The organism is bacterium (assembly GCA_035380285.1).
Lineage (GTDB): Bacteria > Auribacterota > Erginobacteria > Erginobacterales > DAOSXE01 > DAOSXE01.
Window position 1 is genome coordinate 26,401 of sequence record DAOSXE010000025.1, and the last position, 18,944, is coordinate 45,344.

14 protein-coding genes and 1 pseudogene are annotated in these 18,944 nt (G+C 67.5%); all 15 read right to left on the reverse strand.

All coding sequences use genetic code 11. The annotated features are described in order from the left end of the window. Positions 1-18: 18 nt before the first annotated feature. The 15 genes and pseudogenes from PLZ73_09865 to PLZ73_09935 all read right to left on the reverse strand — a co-directional run bounded on the left by PLZ73_09865 (position 19) and on the right by PLZ73_09935 (position 18,875). Positions 19-834 carry a hypothetical protein gene (locus PLZ73_09865; GenBank protein ID HOO78181.1) on the reverse strand — a complete coding sequence of 272 codons (816 nt, stop codon included), beginning with the start codon at positions 832-834 and terminating at the stop codon, positions 19-21. An 18-nt stretch (positions 835-852) separates the two neighbouring features. Further along, on the reverse strand, positions 853-1,041 hold the full coding sequence (locus PLZ73_09870) for a hypothetical protein (GenBank protein ID HOO78182.1): 189 nt from the start codon (positions 1,039-1,041) through the stop codon (positions 853-855). Positions 1,042-1,063: 22 nt separating this feature from the next. Then, a complete protein-coding gene (locus PLZ73_09875) occupies positions 1,064-3,121 on the reverse strand; it encodes an alkaline phosphatase family protein (GenBank protein ID HOO78183.1) in 2,058 nt (685 codons plus the stop codon). Then, the gene (locus PLZ73_09880; protein ID HOO78184.1) at positions 3,118-5,220 is read right to left on the reverse strand and encodes an alkaline phosphatase family protein; all 2,103 of its coding nucleotides are present in this window, start codon (positions 5,218-5,220) and stop codon (positions 3,118-3,120) included. Before PLZ73_09880 ends, PLZ73_09875 begins: the two co-directional genes overlap by 4 nt. A gap of 72 nt (positions 5,221-5,292) precedes the next feature. Then, positions 5,293-6,084: a tryptophan synthase subunit alpha gene (gene trpA, locus PLZ73_09885; GenBank protein HOO78185.1), complete on the reverse strand. Its 792-nt coding sequence runs from the start codon at positions 6,082-6,084 to the stop codon at positions 5,293-5,295. Then, the gene (trpB, locus tag PLZ73_09890) at positions 6,081-7,292 is read right to left on the reverse strand and encodes a tryptophan synthase subunit beta (protein ID HOO78186.1); all 1,212 of its coding nucleotides are present in this window, start codon (positions 7,290-7,292) and stop codon (positions 6,081-6,083) included. Before trpB ends, trpA begins: the two co-directional genes overlap by 4 nt. 22 nt (positions 7,293-7,314) lie before the next feature. Next, positions 7,315-7,941, reverse strand: a complete 627-nt coding sequence (locus PLZ73_09895; protein ID HOO78187.1) for a phosphoribosylanthranilate isomerase — start codon at positions 7,939-7,941, stop codon at positions 7,315-7,317. Beyond that, positions 7,938-8,750, reverse strand: a complete 813-nt coding sequence (trpC, locus tag PLZ73_09900; protein HOO78188.1) for an indole-3-glycerol phosphate synthase TrpC — start codon at positions 8,748-8,750, stop codon at positions 7,938-7,940. The genes PLZ73_09895 and trpC overlap by 4 nt, the downstream gene beginning before the upstream one ends. Next, on the reverse strand, positions 8,747-10,360 hold the full coding sequence (locus PLZ73_09905) for a bifunctional anthranilate synthase component II/anthranilate phosphoribosyltransferase (protein HOO78189.1): 1,614 nt from the start codon (positions 10,358-10,360) through the stop codon (positions 8,747-8,749). The genes trpC and PLZ73_09905 overlap by 4 nt, the downstream gene beginning before the upstream one ends. Beyond that, positions 10,357-11,832: an anthranilate synthase component I gene (gene trpE / locus PLZ73_09910; GenBank protein HOO78190.1), complete on the reverse strand. Its 1,476-nt coding sequence runs from the start codon at positions 11,830-11,832 to the stop codon at positions 10,357-10,359. Before trpE ends, PLZ73_09905 begins: the two co-directional genes overlap by 4 nt. Positions 11,833-12,073: 241 nt before the next feature. Next, entirely contained in the window at positions 12,074-12,955 is an 882-nt protein-coding gene (locus PLZ73_09915; GenBank protein ID HOO78191.1) for a polysaccharide deacetylase family protein, read from the reverse strand. 7 nt (positions 12,956-12,962) lie between these two features. After that, positions 12,963-14,953 (reverse strand): annotated as a pseudogene (arnA, locus tag PLZ73_09920) (bifunctional UDP-4-amino-4-deoxy-L-arabinose formyltransferase/UDP-glucuronic acid oxidase ArnA). Then, positions 14,950-15,951 carry a glycosyltransferase gene (locus PLZ73_09925; protein ID HOO78192.1) on the reverse strand — a complete coding sequence of 334 codons (1,002 nt, stop codon included), beginning with the start codon at positions 15,949-15,951 and terminating at the stop codon, positions 14,950-14,952. Before PLZ73_09925 ends, arnA begins: the two are co-directional and overlap by 4 nt. Before the next feature lie 58 nt (positions 15,952-16,009). Beyond that, positions 16,010-17,179: a DegT/DnrJ/EryC1/StrS family aminotransferase gene (locus PLZ73_09930; GenBank protein ID HOO78193.1), complete on the reverse strand. Its 1,170-nt coding sequence runs from the start codon at positions 17,177-17,179 to the stop codon at positions 16,010-16,012. Next, positions 17,160-18,875: a glycosyltransferase family 39 protein gene (locus PLZ73_09935; GenBank protein ID HOO78194.1), complete on the reverse strand. Its 1,716-nt coding sequence runs from the start codon at positions 18,873-18,875 to the stop codon at positions 17,160-17,162. Before PLZ73_09935 ends, PLZ73_09930 begins: the two co-directional genes overlap by 20 nt. Between the last annotated feature and the right edge of the window lie 69 nt (positions 18,876-18,944).

The window sequence follows — 18,944 nt, forward strand, 5'->3', positions numbered from 1 at the left end:
GGCCGCGCCGGGGCCGGGTCAGAATTCGACCTTGAAGCTTTTCTTGAAAGCGAAGGCCAGGGCGATGGTGAGAACGAAGTAGATCGCCGCCCAGTGCAGGGAGAAGAGGCCGCAGTTCAGGGACCGGGAGGGAAGCTCGAAGATCACGCGGTCGACGGGACCGTCGGCGGGGAGGTAGTCCTGCCCGGGCCGGAGGATGGTTTCCGGAAAAACATCCTTGGTCAGGACCGGATAGATGGGGGAGTTGGGCCCCTCCCGATCCAGCGACGCTCGAATCTCCGCTTCCTTGCCCCGCAGGATCGCGGTCTGGGGCCCGGACCCCGTCCGCTCGATTCTCCAGTCGGCTTCGCCCAGTCCGGCGATCCTCAGAACCGGGGTCAGCGCTTCCAGTCCGGCGCCGGTTTCCAGGGCGATCGTTTCCAGGAAGCGGTCGGCGCCGGGCTCGATCTGGGCCCGGAGCAGGAAAGGCGTCCCCACGGGAGGAAGCGCGTGTCCGTAGTGGAGGTCGAGCTGGGCCAGCATGAAGGTAACGGGAATGAATACCACCAGGAGAGGCGGGAGGAAAAACGCCAGGTAGCAGCCGATCGAACCCAGAACCCGGCCCAGGGATTTGACGATCATCGCCGAGCTGTCCCGGTAGAGGTAGATCTCCAGGAAATGCCCGAAGATCCGCTGCTTGTTTCTGCTGATGGCCCCCTGGTTGGAAAGGAGCCGGTAGACCAGAAGGATGAAGACGGCGGTCAGGGCCGAGCAGATCGCCAACCCCAGAAGAGCGGGGAGGGGGGCGATGACGAGCGTGAAGATTCCGGTTACGATGTCGGTCAACCAGCGCATGCGCACACCCGCCCGGGCTTATCCCAGGTAGCCCAGGCCCATCAGACGTTCCTTGACTTTCTCCTCGTCTTCGGCGTCCGCCACCTCGGCGGCGGTCGTTTCCAGGATATGGATGATGAACTCCTCGGGGCTGGAGTAACCGGCGCCCCGGCCGCAGGCGCTCAGTTTCTCGTAGAGGTCGTTTTCGATCTTGATCTTCTTGGCCATGCTCCGTCCTCCTTGCTGGGGATTACAAATACGGCAGATCCTCCGCGCCCTCCGTTCGCGCCGGGGGCGCCGGGCGGAAGATGCTGGTTCCCACCATGGTTTCGGGGACCGGGATCCCGAACGTTTCCAGGATGGCCGGGGTGATGTCGTAGAGGTGGGGGTTCAGGTTGAGGATGGGGCGGTTGGAGAAGAGGATGCCCGGGACGATCTCGGTGGCGCCGCAGTGGTCCCCGCTCCACTTCTCGGTGCTGGTGGTGAGAATATCGTCGGTGACCATTCCCAGGGCGCTCTGGTAGCCGGTCCGGTAGCCCCAGTCGTAGCCCACCAGCAGATCCGGCGCCTGGTCGACGTTTTCGCCGGAATAGACTTCGTCGGCGATGTGCACCTTCTTGATCACCGACTTCCCGTTTTCGGGATCGGTGACCGCCTCCAATTTCTCCTTCAGTTCCCGCTTGAGGGCGTCGGCTTCCGGCCCGGGGTTGACGGTCCCCTCCGATTCCCGCCCCCGGAGGTTGAGGTAGAGCCCGTTCAGTCCCAGGGCGTAGACCCGGCTCCGCTTCCAGTCGATGCCGCCCCCGGCGACGGCGGTCAGGTAGCCGTTTTCCTTCAGCCAGGTGTTGAGGTGGAAGTTGCGGTAGAAGGGCCCGAACCCGTGGTCGGACATGATCACCAGGGTGGTGTTCTCGTCCAGGCGCCGCAGGATTTTACCCACGACCTTGTCCATTTCTCCGTATATCTCTTCGATCACGTCGCCCAGCTTCGCCCGCATCTCCGGGTCGTAGATGGGGTGGTGGGGGTCGCGCAGGTGCCAGAAGATGTGGCTGTTCTGGTCGGTGCTGGAAAAATAAAAGAAGAAGAAGCCCTTATCGAAGCGGTCGAAGAGATAGTCGAACAGCCGCAGCCGTTCGTGGAGAACCATCATGGACTGACGGTAAAACTCTTCGGTGGTGAAGGTGCCGTTGTCCAGGGCCTTGGTCTCTTCCGGCATTCCCTGGGTGTAGAAATCCCCCGCGGCGTCGGCGATCTCGGCGGCGAACCCCCGGGGCAGATCGATGGGCAGGGCCGGGTTCTTGGGATCGATGTTGATCGGGGAGACGTAAAGCTTGAATTCCGGATGAACCTCCTTGAGATAGAATCGGCAGATTCCGGTGGGCGGGCGGTACAGCCCGGGGATGGAAGGAAGGGGGAGGGGGTTGAACTCGACGGTCACCCAGTCGCTCCATTCCCCCTGACGGAGGAGGATGCGCTGCTCCGGGTCTTCTCCTTCCCGGGGGCCGAGCCGGTCTTCGGGCACCCAGTCGCCCGCGGGAAGCATGATCTGGCGGTCGTAGATATCGATCCGGGCCACGGGGTTGACGGGGTCGATCCAGACCGTGAACGGGATCATGATCCGGGGGTTCCCTTCCAGGTAGTTGTCGGGAGGGCCCTCCAGCGCCTGGTCGATCCGGTCCCCCTCGGGGAAGACCAGTTCCATGCGCGCCCCCCCGTAGTCGGCGGGGATGTCGGCCGGGTCGGTGGTGAAATACTGGTAGGTGCCGTAGGTGCCGAGCAGGTCCGGGGTGCCCATTCCGGATACGCTCAGGGTCTTCTCGCCGGCCGGGGGGAAGTTGGAAGGCATCTTGAAGACGGTGGCGGGGATCCCCGCGTCCTCCAGGTATTCCCAGAAAGCCTTCCCCCGGCGCAGGAGGACCACTCCTCCTCCCGACAGGGGGACGGAGTATTTGCCCAGGGGGATGGTCAGCCCTTCCGGGGCCAGCGTCTCCGACATGGACAGGTAGGGCTGGTAGGTATCGGCCCGGCGGTGGATGAAATCGAAGATCCCGTGGCCTCCGGGGTTCATCCCGGTGATGAAGTTGGACCAGGCCACCGGGCTCTGCGGGGGGATACTCGACCAGAGGGGGGAAAACCCGCCGGCGTCGGCCAGTTTTTTCAGGTTGGGCAGTTTGCCTTCCTCCCACATGCCCCGGACGATGCGCGGGTCCATCCCGTCGAAACCGATGACGATCATCCGCGGCTCCGCCGCCGCCGTACCCAGGACTCCGGCCGCCACGGCCGCCGTCAGCAGGCGGGAAAGGATCATGTCCCCGCCTCCCGGTTCACGGCGACGTCGAGCACGCGGCCGTCCATGTTGGGGGGAGGTTCGATCCCGAAGAGGTCGAGGACCGTGGGGGCGATGTCCGTGATCGAGGGTGAGGCGCAGTCGACCGGGCGGTCGCAGAAGAAAACCCCGGGGACGAAGCGGTGGTCGATGCAGTGGTCGGCGCTCCAGGCTTTGTCGTTGTCGATGAAAACCGTCTCCTCCACCTTTCCCGAGACCGATTCCCAGGAATGCCGGAACCCGGGCCGGAACCCGAGGATGAGGTCGGGGGCGTTTCCCTTGAAGGGGCCGGAATAGACGGCGGCGGTGTCGTAGAGGGTGGTCACCGCCTCTTGGCCGGTTTCGGGGTCGGCCAGGCCGGAGAGCTTCTCGATCAGCTCCCGTTTGAGGGGTTCGACTTCCTCGGGGGCCACGGTTCCGCTCGATTCCCTTCCGGCCCGGTTGAGATAGAGCCCGGAGAGCCCGAAGGCGTAGGCCCGGGTCTTGCTCCAGTCGACGTCGGCGAACCATTCTCCCCCCGTCCGTTTCCCTTCCTTGAGGGCGAGGTAGCCGTTGTCCCGCAGCCAGGTGTTGATGTTGACCCCGCGGCGGAAGAGCTTGAACCCGTGGTCGGAACAGATGACGAGCAGGTCTTTTTCCCGGAGCCGCCCCGCCAGCCGCCCCACCATCGCGTCCATGTTCTTATAGAGTTCCTCGATCACCTCGGGCCGTGGAGGTTCCGCCGAGCCGGCCAGGGCCGGGTGGTCGTCTTCGAGGTAGCGCCAGAACTCGTGTTGAACGACGTCGGTGGTATCGAAGACGCAGCAGACCAGCCCTTTTTTCACCTGGCGCAGGGAACTGAAGAAGATATCCTCCAGGGTCCGGTGGCAGCCGTAGGTCTGCTGGAGAAACCCGTCGTCGGTGAGGACCCCCTCGTTCAGCGCCCAGGTGTCCTGGGGAAGCCCCAGGGTAGCGAAGGGCCCGTGGATCTTGCTGAGCATGATCGAATAGATCAGGGGATGGGAGACCGGCATCGCCGGGCGGCCGGGGTCGATCTGGACGGGGGAGAGGTACAGGTGGAGGTCTCCTTCCGCCTGCTTCAGGAAAAACTGGGCTATTCCCCGGATCGAGGACCGGCCCGCCTTGAAGGAAATTTCGATCCAGGGCGAGAGCCTGCCTTTCTTCAGGACGTGCCGTTTTCCCCCCACTTCGGCGACGACGGTGTCGGGGCCCTCGACGGTGAGCGTGAGCGGGGCCGAAAGCTCGCCCCGGTCTTTGCGGGGATCGGCGGGGCCGGGGATGCCGGTGGTATAAACCGGTCCCGGCCCGGAGAGGGGGACGAGGTAGCCCTGGGTCAGGTTTCGGTCCGCGGCGGCCGTGGTGAAGTAGGTGAACGTGCCCTGGGAGCCTTTCAGATCGGGCGTGCATAGTCCGGCCAGGAGCATCCCGTTGGCGAACGGTTCGGGGGGGAAGGTGATCGGAACCTTGAGCACGATGCTGAAGATCCCGTGTTCGCCCAGAATTTTCCAGAAGGGGACGCCCTTGCGCAGCATCTTGACCAGGGGTTTCCCCTTCGCGCCGCCCGAGCCGATCTCGGCCGAGGAAAGGGAGGGGAGGTAGGTGCGGGGATCGCGGCGGAGGAAGTCGAAGATATTGTGCTTGCCGGGGTTGGTGCCGGTCATGAACGAGGACCAGGCCACCGGCGAAATCGGGGGGTTGGTGGTGGCCAGGGGCGAAAAGAAACCTTCGGCTCTCAGCCGAGCCAGGTGGGGAAGGAGGCCGCGGTCCATGAACTCCCCGGCCAGGACCGGGTCGAGGCCGTCGAGCCCGAGAATGACCACCCGGTCGACCTTGGCCTTCCCCCGGCGTTTCTTCTTCCTGGCCAGGCGCAGCAGGGAGCGGAAGGGGAGGGTGAGGATGAGCACGAACGCCATGGCCAGGGCCCCGAGGATAAAGATGAAGGAGCTGACGAAGGCAAACCCGGCCCCGGGGCCGATATAGGCCCAGGACGTCTCCGGGACCGACAGGGCCGCGCCCCCCAGAACCAGGGCGGTCAAAATGTTGATTTTGAGCTTCATGAAATTAATAAGAAAGATTCTCATAATAACCTTGGGGAGTCAACTTCCTAATCGCCGGGGAGCGAAGCGGGCCCGTTGGGGACGCGCCGTCCCCGCTTATTCGGGGCTCAGGAGTTTTTCCAGGATTTTCAGGGACCGGTCCAGCCCCCGCCCGGGGGACCGCTCCTCCAGGAAAGGGCGGATCAGGGCGCTGCCGACGATGCCCCCGTCGGCCAGCCGCCACGCCTCCTCGAGCTGGCGGCGCGTGGAGATCCCGAAACCGATGCAGACGGGGAGCCGGGAGTGGCGCCTGATCAGCGCGATCTGGGCTCCCAGGGCGGCGGAGAGGCGCCCGGAGGTTCCCGTCACCCCGGTCCGGGCCACGCAGTAGATGAAGCCGCTGGCCGCCCGGGCGATGGTCGCGATCCGCCGGGGGGGAGTGGTGGGCGCGGTCAGGAAGATCCGGTCGACCTCCGCGGACCCTTCGGCGGGGAAGAGGCGCCCGGCTTCCTCGGGGGGCAGGTCGGGAACGATCAGCCCGTCGATCCCGGCCGCGGCCAGGCGGCGGTGAAGCCCGGCCGGCGGCAGGGAGAGAAAGGGGTTGAGGTAGCCCATCAGGAGCAGGGGGACGGGACTGCGCGCCCGGATTTTCGCGGCCAGGTCCAGGGCGTCGTTCAGGGACGCGCCTCGTTCCAACGCCCGCCGGGAAGCGGCCTGGATGACGGGGCCGTCGGCGGTGGGGTCGCTGAAGGGAATCCCCAGTTCCACCGCCGTCACTCCCCGGGCGGCCATCTCCAGCGCCTGCCTGTAATTGGTTTCCAGGTCGGGGAAACCGACCGTGAGGTAGGCCAGCAGGGATTTTTCGCCTCGGCTCCGCTTTCGGGAAAATGCCTGTTCCAGGGCGGTCATGGCTTGTTTCCTTCCTCGGCGATCGCCCCTTCCCGGCGGAGGATGTCCAGGTCCTTGTCCCCGCGCCCGGAGAGGCAGACGATCAGTTTTTTCCCGGGACCCAGCTCCCGGGCCAGGGTCTGGCTCCGGGCCAGGGCGTGGGCGCTTTCCAGGGCGGGGATGATCCCTTCGACCCGGCTCAGCTTCACCGCCGCCCGCAGGGCCCGGCGGTCGGTGACCGAACAGTACTCCGCGCGCCCCTCGTCCTTGAGGAAGCTGTGTTCGGGTCCCACCCCGGGGTAGTCGAGTCCGGCCGAGACCGAATGGGTGTCGAGAACCTGCCCCCTCCGGTCCTGGAGCAGGTAGCTGTAGCTTCCGTGAAGGACGCCGGGCCGCCCCCGCCCCAGGGAGGCGCAGTGGCGCCCCGTCGCCGGACCTTCCCCCCCCGCTTCGACGCCGACCAGGCGGACGGGGTCGGCGCGGAAAGCGTGGAAGATGCCGATGGCGTTGGACCCTCCGCCCACGCAAGCGACGACGGCGTCGGGGAGTCCGCCCCAGAGGCGCCGGGCCTGCCTCCTGGTCTCGCGGCCGATGACGGCTTGAAAATCCCGGACCATGAGCGGATAGGGGTGGGGCCCCACCACCGAGCCCAGCAGGTAGAAGGTGGTTTCGACGCTTTCCGCCCAGTCCCGGAGGGCTTCGCTGCAGGCGTCCTTGAGGGTCGCGCTCCCGGAACGGACCGGCCGCACCTTCGCGCCCAGCAGCTTCATCCGGAAGACGTTGAGAGCCTGCCGGCGGATGTCGACTTCCCCCATATAGACCTCGCACTCCAGGTCCAGGAGGGCGCAGGCGGTGGCCGTGGCCACCCCGTGCTGGCCCGCCCCGGTTTCCGCGATCACCCGCCGCTTTCCCGTTTTGCGGGCGAGGAGGGCCTGACCCAGGCAGTTGTTGATCTTGTGGGCGCCGGTATGGCAGAGGTCTTCCCGTTTCAGGTAGATTTCAGCGCCCCCGATTTCTTTCGAGAGCCGGCGGGCGTGGTAGAGCGGGGTGGGGCGCCCCACGTAGGACCGGAGCAGTTCCTCCAGTTCCCGGCGGAAGGCCGGATCGCGCCGGGCGCGCCCGTACGCCAGTTCCAGTTCCCTCAGGGGCTCCTGCAGGGTTTCGGCCGCGAAGCGTCCCCCGTAGTCGCCGAAATATCCGTTTCGGCCCGATCCGGTTCCCGTCTGCATGGTAGGTCTTCCTTTTCCGGCGTCACCCGCCGGCGGTTTTCCTCGCCGCCGCCGCGAAACGCGCGATTTTGTCCCGGTCCTTGATCCCGGGAGAAACCTCGACCCCGGAGGACACGTCGACCCCCCAGGGCCCGACTTTTTCGATCGCGGACGCCACGTTCTCCGGGGTGAGGCCGCCCGCCAGCAGCACCCGGTATCCTTCGTCCGCGATCCGGCGGGCCAGTTCCCAATCGAAGGTGCGGCCGGTTCCCCCGGCGGCGCCGGGGACGTAGGCGTCGAGCAGAAACGCCTGGGGGCGGTAGTCGCGCAGATCCTCCGCCGTCAGGGTGCGCCGCACCCGGAAGGCCTTGAAGTAGGGGAGGCCGAACCGGCGGCAGTATTCGGGGGTCTCCCGGCCGTGGAACTGGAGCAGGTCGAGCGACAACTCCCGGATCATGCTCCGGACCCGGTCGGGATCCTCGTCGACGAAGACCCCCACCCGTTGTACGCCGGGGGGGACCGCCGCCGCCACCTCCGCCGCCCGTTCTCCCGGGAACCGGGGGCTGGCGGGGACCAGGACGATTCCGGCCAGGTCCGCGCCCGCTTCCGCCAGCAGCGCGGCGTCCTCGGGCCGGGTCAGTCCGCAGATCTTGACCTTGATCCGGGTCACGGTCCGAACCTCCTCCGGGCGGCGCCCAGCAGCCGGCTCACGGCTCCGGCGTCTCCGCCCCCCCGCATCAGGGCTTCACCCACCAGCACGGCGTCGGCCCCCGCCGCTTCCGCCTCGCGGACGCGTTCGGGCCCGTCGATCCCGCTTTCCGCCACCCGGACCCGTCCGGGCGGGACCAGCGGCAGGAGTCGAAGCGCGGTGCCCGGGTCCACGGAGAGATCGGCGAGGTTGCGGTTGTTGATCCCGACCACCGCGGCCCCGGCCGCCACCACCCGCTCCAACCCTTCCCGCCCGTGGGCTTCGGCCAGGCAGGCGAGGCCGGCGTCCGCCGCCCGTTCCAAGAGCGTCCGGAGTTCGCCGTCGTCGAGCAATTCGGCGATAAGCAGCACGGCATCGGCCCCCGCTTCCCTCGCTTCCAGAAGCTGGTAGCCGTCGACGATGAAATCCTTGCGCAGGAGCGGCAGGTCGACCGCGGCGCGAACTTCCCTCATGTCGTCCAGGCTCCCCCCGAACCCGGCGGCGTCGGTCAGGACCGAGATCGCCGCCGCTCCCCCGGCGGCGTAGCCGCGGGCGACTTCGGCGGCGACGGCTCCGGGAACGATGGCTCCGGCCGAGGGGGACCTGCGTTTGATTTCGGCGATCAGGGAGACTCCCGGCGCGCGCAGGGCCCCGGCGAAATCGCGGCAGGGGGGGAGATCCCGGATCCGGGCGGCGAGCTCGGCGGTGGAGCGCTCTTCCCGCCGCCGTTCCACCTCCGCTTCCTTGATCCCCCGCACCCGTTCCAGGAAGGAGCCGGCCGCGGTGTTCACGGTCGTTTCCCGGGTTTCGCCGCCGTGGAGGTCAGGCGCCGTAGTTCTTCCAATTTGTGCATGGCGGCTCCCGACCTCAGGGCATCCCGGGCCATCTCGATCCCTTCCTCCAGACCCCGGGCGGCTTCCCCCAGCATGATGGCCGCGCCGGCGTTGAGAACGGCGATATCGGTCCGGGGCCCGGGTTCGCCCCGGAGGATTTCGAGGACGATCTCGGCGTTGCGCTCGGGGGCTCCCCCCTTGATTTCGTCGGGGCGGCACTTATCCAGGCCGTACTGCCCCGGGTCCAGGCGGAAGGTGTTGACCTTGCCTCCCTCCAGCCGGGAGATGACGGTGTCCTGGGTGAGGGTGATCTCGTCGAGGCCGTCGAGCCCGTGGACCACCCAGGCCCGCCGGCTTCCCAGCGAGGCCAGGACCCGGGCCATGATCTCGGTCAGCTCCTCGGCGTAGACCCCCAGGAGCTGGACGTCGGCCCCGGCGGGGTTGGCCAGCGGGCCCAGGATGTTGAAGACGGTTCTGATCCCGATCTCCCGCCGGGGGCCGATCGCGTGCTTCATGGCTCCGTGGAGGGTGGGGGCGAAGAGAAAGGCGACCCCGGCCTCCTCCAGGCAGGCTTCCATCACCGCCGGCGGGGCGGAGACGTCGACGCCCAGGGCCGTGAGAACGTCGGCGCTCCCGCAGGCGCTGGAGACCGACCGGTTCCCGTGCTTGGCCACGGTCACCCCCGCCCCGGCGGCGATCAGGGCCGCCGCGGTGGAGATATTGAAGGTGTTGCTCTTGTCCCCCCCGGTCCCGCAGGTATCGACGACCGTACGGCCTGCGGGGGCGCGCACGGCCACGGCTTTGCGCCGCATGATTTCGGCGCAGCCGCTGATCTCCTCCACCGTCTCCCCCTTGAGCCGGAGTCCGGTGACGAAGGCCGATATCTGGGCCGCGGTGGCGTCTCCGTTCATGATCGTTTCCATGACGTCGGCCGCTTCGCGCCGGGAGAGGTTGCGCCCGCTGATGACGGTGTCGATCGCCTCCCGGATCGGGATCTGTTCGGTTTTGCCGGCCAGGAAGTTGTAGAGCAGCTTCTTGCCCTGGACCGAGATGATCGATTCGGGGTGAAACTGGACCCCCTCCAGGGGAAGGGAGCGGTGGCGGACGGCCATCACCTCTCCGTCCGGGGCCCGGGCGCTGACCGCGAGTTCTCCGGGGAGAGACTCCTCCTCGATCGCCAGGGAGTGGTAGCGGGTGGCGGGAAAGGGGTTGTCGAGGCCGGCGAAGATGGTCTTGCCGTCGTGGGCGATGGGGGAGGTCTTGCCGTGGACGAGTTCCCGGGCCCTGACGATCCGGGCCCCGAAGGCGGCCCCGATCGTCTGGTGGCCGAGGCAGACGCCGAGAACCGGGATCTTCCCGGCGCAGGTCCGGATGATCTCGATCGAATTCCCGGCTTCCTCGGGCGTCCCCGGCCCGGGCGAGATCACGATCCGGTCCGGGGCCATCTCCAGCGCCTCCGCCCCGGTTATCCGGTCGTTGCGGCGCACGGTCACTTCTTCCCCCAATTCGGCCAGGTACTGCTTGAGGTTGTAAACGAACGAATCGTAATTATCGATGAGCAGGATCACTTCAGACCTCCTTGGGCCAGCCGGACCGCCTGGAACAGAGCCCGGGCCTTGTTGACGCATTCGCGGTACTCCCGCTCGGGAACGGAATCGGCCACGATCCCGGCGCCGGCCTGGATATAGGCCTTGCCGTCCTTGACCACGATGGTGCGGATGGTGATGCAGGAATCGAGGTTGCCGTCGAAGCTGAAGTAGCCGACCGCTCCCGCGTAGGGGCCGCGCCGCACCGGCTCCAGCTCGTCGATGATCTCCATGGCCCTGATCTTGGGGGCCCCGGAGACGGTTCCGGCCGGGAAGGTGGCGGCGAAGGCGGAAAAAGCGTCTTCGCCGGGGGCCAGGGTCCCCTCGACGTTGGAGACGATATGCATCACGTGGGAATACCGCTCCACGGTCATGAAGTCCTCGACTCGGACGGACCCCGGGATCGAGACGCGCCCGACGTCGTTGCGCCCCAGGTCCACGAGCATGACGTGCTCGGCCCGCTCCTTGGGGTCGTCGAGCAGTTCCCGCTCCAGGCGGTCGTCTTCGTGCCGGGAGGCGCCCCGAGGTCGGGTGCCGGCGATGGGCCGGACACGGACCCGGTCGTCGACCACCTGCACGTTGATTTCGGGGGAGGAGCCCACCAGCGCCAGGTCCCGGAATTTGAGGAAGAACATGTAGGGGGAGGGGTTGATCGTCCGGAGCGCCCGGTAGCAGTCGAACGCGGGCCGGGTCAGGGGGGCGCAGAAGCGTTGGGAGAGAACGGTCTGCAGTATGTCCCCGGCGCGGATATACTCCTGGGCCCGCTTTACCGCCCCCTCGAAATCGGCGGCGGAGAAGTTCGAGTCCGGAAGCTCGTCGCGGTCCACTTCCGCGGGCTGGTAGTAGGGAGCCGAAACCTCGGCCCGCAGGCGCTCGATCACGGTTTCGATGCGGCCGACCGCCTCGTCGTAGGCGGCGTCGGGGTCGTCGCCGACGCGGGCGTTGGCGACGATCTTGATCTTGTTGGTCAGCCGGTCGAAGACGACCAGGGTCTCGGAGACCATGAAGTAAAGGTCGGGCAGTTCCAGTTCGTCCGGGTTCCCGTCCGGGATGCGCTCGAAGAAACGGACGCAGTCGTAGCTGAAGTAACCCACGGCGCCCCCGGCGAAGGGGGGGAGGGTTTCGTCGGGCACCGGCCGGTATCCCTTCAAAATATCCCGCAGCAGGAGCAGGGGGTCGGGGGAGGAGAGCTTTCGGGTTTCGCCGTTTTCGATGATCTCGGCTTCCGTTCCGCGGCTGAGGAAGACCAGGGCCGGGTCGCTGCCCAGGAACGAATAGCGGCCCAGGCCGCTGGCGGCTTCGGCGCTCTCCAGAAGGTAGGCGTAGGGCGATCCCCCCAGTTTGAGGAAGACCGAAACCGGGGTTTCCAGGTCGGCGATCAGCTCGGTGTAGACCGGGATCAGGTTCCCTTCGCCGCATTTCCGCCGAAAAAGTTCTCTGTCCGGGTAATACATGAAAAACTCCTTGCTTGTCGTTACGAAAAAAGCCCCGGGGACCCGGCCGGGTCCCCGGGGCGACGCTCCAGGGGCGTGCCCGGGCCGAACCCGGCTAGGGTCCGCGCCAGATCCAGGTGAAAGCTCCTCCGCGTGTTGTCGAACCGGCATTCATGGCTTTGTTTCTATACATAGTAACATGGGGGTGGCGGGCGTCAAGCTCGAAAACAGAAAAATTTTCCGGGCACGGCGGCGCCCGGGGTCACGCCACGGCCAGCCAGCCTTCGCGGCCGGGTACCGTTCCCCGGCCCACGGGGCGCACGTCGAGGTTCCCGGGCGGGGGAAGCAGCTCCCCCAGGGGAACGAAGTCGATCCCGGCGTCCCGGGAGCGAGCCAGGAAGTCCGAAAACAGCCGCCGCCGGGCCCCGCCTTCCACTTCGGCATGGATGGTGAGGACGTTCCAGGGCGAAGATTCGATCCGGCCGAGGAGATAGGAGTTGTAGCCGTCGTCTCCGAGTCCGTCGCGCCCGATGACCTCGTCGTACGTGGGAAGGTTGACCGGGATCTGGGGTACGCCCGGCGCCCCGTCCCCGAGACGGGGGAGGAAGCATCCGCTCCCCCGGCAGTCGCTGGCGTAGCGCAGCCCCAGTTTTTTTTCCGCCTCGAGCAGGGCCGGCGTCCCCTTCCAGGCGGGGGCGGCGAAACAGTCGATGTCGCCGCCGGCGAGAGCAGCGAGGAGTCCGAGGCCCCGGCGGAGGAGAGCCTCGGCCTCTTCGGCGCCGATCCGGTCGGCCCGGGCCTGCCAGGCGCGGTGGTCCCAGGCGTGGAGGCCGATCTCGTGCCCGTCGTTCCGGGCGCGTTTCAGGAGATCGGGATCCAGCGCCGCGGCGATCGCGGGGCCCGGCCAGAAGGTTCCGCGCAGGAGGATCCCGGGCCCGTAGAGGGAAGCCGCCCGGCTGGAGAGCATCTTGCGCAGGAAGGCGGGTTTGAGCAAACGCCAGAGGTGGCGCCCCATGTTGTCCGGGCCCGCGGAGAAAAAAAACGATCCCCGGGCTTTTACCCGGGACAGTTCTTCCAGGAGGGAGGGGAGCCCGTCGCGGGTCCCGTTGTAGGTGTCGAGATCGATCCGGAGTCCGACGATCATCCCCGCCTCAGCCGCCGCCGCGCTGGCCGAGGCGTTCCGCCGCTTCCCGCAGGAAGAAATCGAGGGTGGAATGAACGGCTTCCTCCATCCCGATTTCGGGGGCCCACCCCAGCAGCTTTTCGGCGTTTCTGACCGAGGGCTTGCGGAAGACCACGTCCTGGTAGCCGCCCTTTCCGTAGTAGCTGCTCGATTCCACCGCGACCATTCCGGCGGGGGGAGGGAAGATCCCGCTCAGAGGATGGCGGGAGAACTGGTCGCTGAGGATCTCCGCCAGTTCCCGGATACTGGCTTCGTTGGCGGGGTTGCCGATGTTGAAAATCTCCCCGTCGGCTTTTCCTCCCCGGTTTTCGATGATCCGGAAAAGGCATTCGATCCCGTCACGGACGTCGGTGAAGCAGCGTTTCTGGGTCCCGCCGTCGACCAGCTTGATCGGGGTCCCGGTCACCAGGTTGAGGATGAGCTGGGTAATGGCCCGGGAGCTTCCGATCCGGGCCGAATCGAGGCTGTCCAGCCGGGGCCCGATCCAGTTGAAGGGGCGGAAGAGGCTGAACCGCAGACCCCGGGTGGCCCCGAAAGCCCAGATCACCCGGTCCAGGAGCTGCTTGCTGCAGGAATAGATCCACCGCTGCATCCGGATGGGGCCGGTGACCAGGTTGGAGGTGTTTTCGTTGAATTCGTCGTCCGGGCACATGCCGTAGACTTCCGAGGTCGAGGGGAAGATCAGGCGTTTGTTGAACCGGGCGCAGTAACGGACGATGCGCAGGTTCTCCTCGAAGTCCAGCTCGAAAACCCTCAGGGGGTTGCGGACGTATTCGATGGGGGTGGCGATGGCCACCAGGGGGAGGACGACGTCGCACTTGCGGACGTGGTACTCGATCCATTCCCGGTTGATGGCGATGTCGCCTTCGACGAAATGGAAGGAGGGCTCGTGGATGAAGCGCCGGATGTTCTCGGAGTGGAGGTCCATCCCGAAGACCTCGTAGCCGCCGGCGGCCAGGAGCCGTTCCACCAGGGCGTTTCCGATGAACCCTCCCACCCCCAGGATGAGGATCCGGGTGGGGGCGGCCTCGGGGAAGGAGAGAGCGGTTTCGCCCAGGCGGGCGCCGGCGACGAGGCCCAACTCCCGGGCGGCCTGTTCCCCGCTCATGGGAACGCCTTCCTGAGGCTGGGCCTCGACGATTTCCAGAGCCCCTTCTCCGCAGGCGACGGTGAAAGGCGCCTCGGAGAGCACGGTCCCCGGGGAGCGGCCGGGAACCCCTTCCGCCGTCCGGGATTTCCAGACCAGGAGCGTGGCGTCCCCGCCGGCGGTGAAGGCCCCGGGGTAGGGCCGGGTCACCGCCCGGACCAGGTTGTGGATGTCCCGCGCGCTTCGGGTCCAGTCGATCTTGCCGTCGGCGGGACGCCGTCCTCCGAAATAGGTGGCGAGCTCGTGGTCCTGTGGCCGGCGTTGCCGGCCTTGACCGCCGGCAGCGCCCGGTCCAGGAGGTTCTGCGCCGCCCGGTCCAGCTTGCCGAAGAGGGTAAGGGCCGTATCTTCTTCCCCGATCTCCACCCGCTCCCGGTCGACGATGTCCCCGTCGTCGGGCCGCGGGGTCATGTGGTGCAGGGTGACCCCGGTTTCGGTTTCTCCGTTGACCAGGACCCAGTTGACCGGGCAGCGTCCGCGGTAGCGCGGAAGCAGGGAGCCGTGCAGGTTAAGCCCCCCCCCGGGAGCCGCCGCCAGGACCGGCGCCGGGATCAGGTTCCGATAGTAGAAGGAAAACAGGATCTCCGGATCCAGGGAGCGGATGCGTTCGAGCCAGAGGGGGTGGCGCAGCGATTCCGGAGCGTAGACCGGTATCCCGGCCGCGGCCGCCGCCTCCGCCACCGAGCCGAACCAGATGTTTTCCCCGGGGTCGTCCCGGTGGGTGAAGACCGCCCGGACGTCGAAGCCGTGCCGCAGCAGCGCGGCCAGACCGGTGCGGCCCAGGTTGTGGTAGGCGAAAACGATGGTTCTCATGGTCGTTGCTCCCGTAGCGGTCCGGTTTCGGCGTTCGGTTCCGGGAGGCGGGAAACGCCTACCCGTCGGCGGATGAAAAATCGGGGCCGGGCCCGGACATCCTTATAGATTCTGCCTATGTACTCCCCGATCAGCCCCAACCCCACGAACTGGAACCCGACCAGGATGAAGAGCAGGGCGAAGAGGGTGAAAACCCCCTGGGCGGCCCAGACCGCCCCCAGGATCAGGCGCATGACCAGCAGCACCAGGCCGAAGGCGATCCCCAGGCACGCTATCGCCACCCCGAGCAGGGTGAGCAGGCGCAGGGGGAAGGTGGTCATACCCGCCACCAGGTCGAACTGGAGGTTGACCAGTTTGAAGACCCCGTACTTGGAATCGCCCCCCGCCCGTTGGGAATGCTCGACTTCGATCTCGGTGGTCCGGTCGGCGAAGCTGTTGGCCAGAACCGGGATGAACGTGCTCCGTTCCGGGCAGCTGACGAGAGCGTCGACCACCGGGCGGCTGTACGCCCGGAGCATGCACCCGTAGTCGGTCATGGTCACGCCGGTGGCGCGGGCGGTGACGATGTTGATCAACCGGGAGAAGAACCTGCGGAAGAAGGAATCGCGGCGGTCCCGGCGGACCGAGCCCACCACGTCGTACCCTTCCCGGGCCTTGTCCAGGAGGCGGGGAATCTCCTCCGGAGGGTTCTGCAGGTCGGCGTCCAGGGTGATGACCACGTCCCCGCGGGACTCTTCCAGGCCCGCCATCACCGCCATGTGCTGGCCGTAGTTGCGGTTGAAGAAGACCCCGCGCACCAGCCCGGGGTGGTTCTCGGCGGCCGCCTCGACGATGGCGGCGGAACGGTCGCGGCTGCCGTCGTCGACCAGGATCAGTTCGGCCGGGCAGCCGAGGTTTTCCAGGACGGCCGCCGCCCGCCGGATGAACTCCTCCAGCACCGCCTCCTCGTTGAAGACGGGGACGACTACGCTGACCGAGATTGCGTCGGTTCCGTTCACGAAAAAGTTATACCACCGTTGCCGGCTCCCAGCCAGAGTTTCCGCCCGCCCCGGCTTTTCAGGGCCGCCGGGCTTCGGCCAGGGCGTCCTTGATCGCCTCCACGGCGTCGTCGACGTCGGAGTCGAGCATCTCCGGAAAGAAAGGCAGGGAGAAGAGGCGTTCGGAGACCCATTCCGTTTCCGGGAGCAGGCCCGGCCCGAACCCGTGTTCCCGGTAATACTGCTGGGTGTGCGCGGCCCGGAAATGGATCCCGGTCCCGATGTTGCGTTCCTTGAGCCGGGTGAGAAAGTCGTCCCGGCCGATCCCGGCCTTGTCGGTGTCGAGGAACACGATGTAGAGGTGGTGGCTGTGAACGTGGGGGTAGCGGGGGGCGGAAGGGAGGATGATCTCCTCCACGTCCGCGAGCAGGCGGTCGTACCGGTTCGCCAGCTCCTCCCGGCGGCGGTTGAAGCCTTCCAGCCGGGGAAGCTGGGTCAGGCCCAGCGAGGCCTGCAGATCGGTCATGTTGTATTTGAACCCGGGAACGACCACTTCCACCTGGTTCGAGCCGCGCCGGCTGTACCGCTGCCAGGCGTCTTTCCCCAGCCCGTGGAACTTGAGCACCCGGATCTTTTCGATCAGTTCCTCGTCGTCGCCGACCACCATCCCCCCCTCGGCGGTGGTGATGTTCTTGATGGGGTGGAAGCTGAAGACGGCGGTCCCCCGGCTTCCGATCAGCTCGTTCCCGAAACGGGTGCCGAGGGCGTGGGCGGCGTCCTCGATCAAGTGCACCCCGTGGTTCCGGGCCAGGGCCCGGAACCCGTCGAGGTCGGCCGGCGCCCCCGCGTAGTGGACGGGGACGATCGCCCGGGTTTTTTCCGTGATCAGGGGCTCGACGCCGGCGGGGGTGATCATCATCGTGCCCCGGTCGATATCGGCGAAGACCGGCCGCGCCCCCAGCAGGGTGATGAGGTTGACGGTGGACACCCAGGTGAGGGAGGGGGTGATCACCTCGTCGCCCTCCCCGATGCCCAGGGCCAGCAGGACCAGGTGCATCCCCGCCGTGGCCGAGGCCAGGGAACAGGCGTGGGCGGCCCCGGTGTAGGCCCGGAATTCCTCCTCGAATCGGGCCGTCTTGGGGCCGGTCGTGATCCAGCCGGAGCGGAGCGATTCCACCACCCCGGCGATATCGTCCTCGTTGATGGAGGGGCGGGAGAAGGGGAGAAATTCACGGCGTTGAGCGCTCATCGTGCGGTCCTTTCCCGGTGTCGGGTCTGCAATCCAGTACCAGCAGCCGTCTCCTCAGCCCCAGGCGTCCTTCGGCCCGGACCCGGCGGGGGTCGAGCTCGACGCCCTCGGGGGGGAACGGCTCGCGTTTTTCCATGGCCACCATCAGATCGAACCTCGCGTCCTCGCCCGCCAGGGCCCGGCGCAGCGCGGGGATCTGGTCGGGGAGCGGGTTTTCGTCGTGAAGGTCGTAGAGGGTGACGCCGCCGTAGAAGCCCAGGAGCCCTCGGCTGGTCTCGTCCAGGTCCCAGGCGCAGACGCGGGCGGCGTCTGCGGCCGGAAGTTCCGCCAGGACGGTTTCTATCCCCGGTTTGTAGTTTTTGGCCTGATCGACGATGGGGAAGGCGACCAGGGCGGCGACGATGTAGAAGACGGCGGCCGCCGCCGCCGTCCGGGGCATCGTTCCCAGGCGGGACCGGGTGAGGACGGCCGCGGCGGCGAGAGCTCCGGCGGCGGCGACGGGATCGAACCCGGCGCCGACGGTCATGCCCACCCCGGTCCATTCCAGGCGGACGACCGCGGCCCCGGCCATGGCCGCGACCAGGATCCACCCCAGGACCAGGAGCGAGGTCCCGGCCCACCGGGGCTGGCGGAAGGCGAAGGCGCCGACGAAGACGGCCGCGCCCGGGAGCAGGGGCAGGAGGTAGAGGTCGCGCTTGGTTCCGGCCGCCGAAAGGACGAGGAGCCCCCCGAGGGTCCAGGCCAGGGCGACGATCAGGATCCTGGACGCCGGGGTGCCCGGCGCCGCGGTTTCCCTCCGCCTCCCCCGGTCGAAGATCGCTCCCAGCAGGACCGGGGTCCAGGGAAGGCAGACCACCGGCAGCAGCGCCAGGTAAAAGAAGGGGCCGCGCAGGTGCCCCAGCTCGGGGGTCCGCCCCAGGAACCGGCCCACCTGGTTGTCCCAGAACCAGGCTTTCCAGGCCTCGGCGCCCCCCGTCAGTTTGAAGGGGACTGCCCAGGCCAGAATGACGGCCGCCGCCAGGACGGCTCCGGCGGGATGGATCCATCCCCGGCCCGGACTGCGGCGGCGGTAGAGAAAGAACAGGGCCGCCGCCGGGGGGGCGATGAGGGCGAAGGCGACGGCGCCCTTGGCCAGAAAAGCCGCGCCGACCGAGGCGTACGCGGCCAGGATCAGGGCCGCGCGGTTCCGCTCCAGCCCGGCCGCGCCCAGGCCGACCGCGGCGGTGACGAAGAGGGCCAGAACCGGATCGGAGACGATCCAGTGCCCGGACTGGAAGAAGAGGGCGGAGGTGGCCAGGGCCGCGGCCGCCGCCGCCCCCCGGGCGCTCCCGAGAAAGCAGCGGGCCGTCCCCCAGAGCACGAGCACGGTCAGAAGGGCGCTCAGGGCCGATGCCGCCCGGATCGCCCCTTCCACTCCGATCAGGGGGCCCAGGTTCTTCATGGAGACGGCGGCGCCCCAGAAGAACAGCGGGGGTTTCTCCACGAACGGTTTCCCCGCCAGGGTCGGGTAGAGCCAGGAGGCGCCGGGCGCGGCCATGCTTCTCACCAGTTCGGCCGCCCGGGGTTCGTCGGGGGTCCAGAGCCCGTGGCCGGCCACCCCGAAGACGGTGGTGGCCAGACAGAGGAGGAGGATCCAGACCGGGAACGAGGTTGTCGGAGAACTGCCGCGCATGGTTTCGTACCGAAATGTGGTCATGCTACCCCAGGGCCGGCCCGAATTTAATAAAAAAGATCGCGGGGGGAGGAAAGGGGATTTACCACAGAG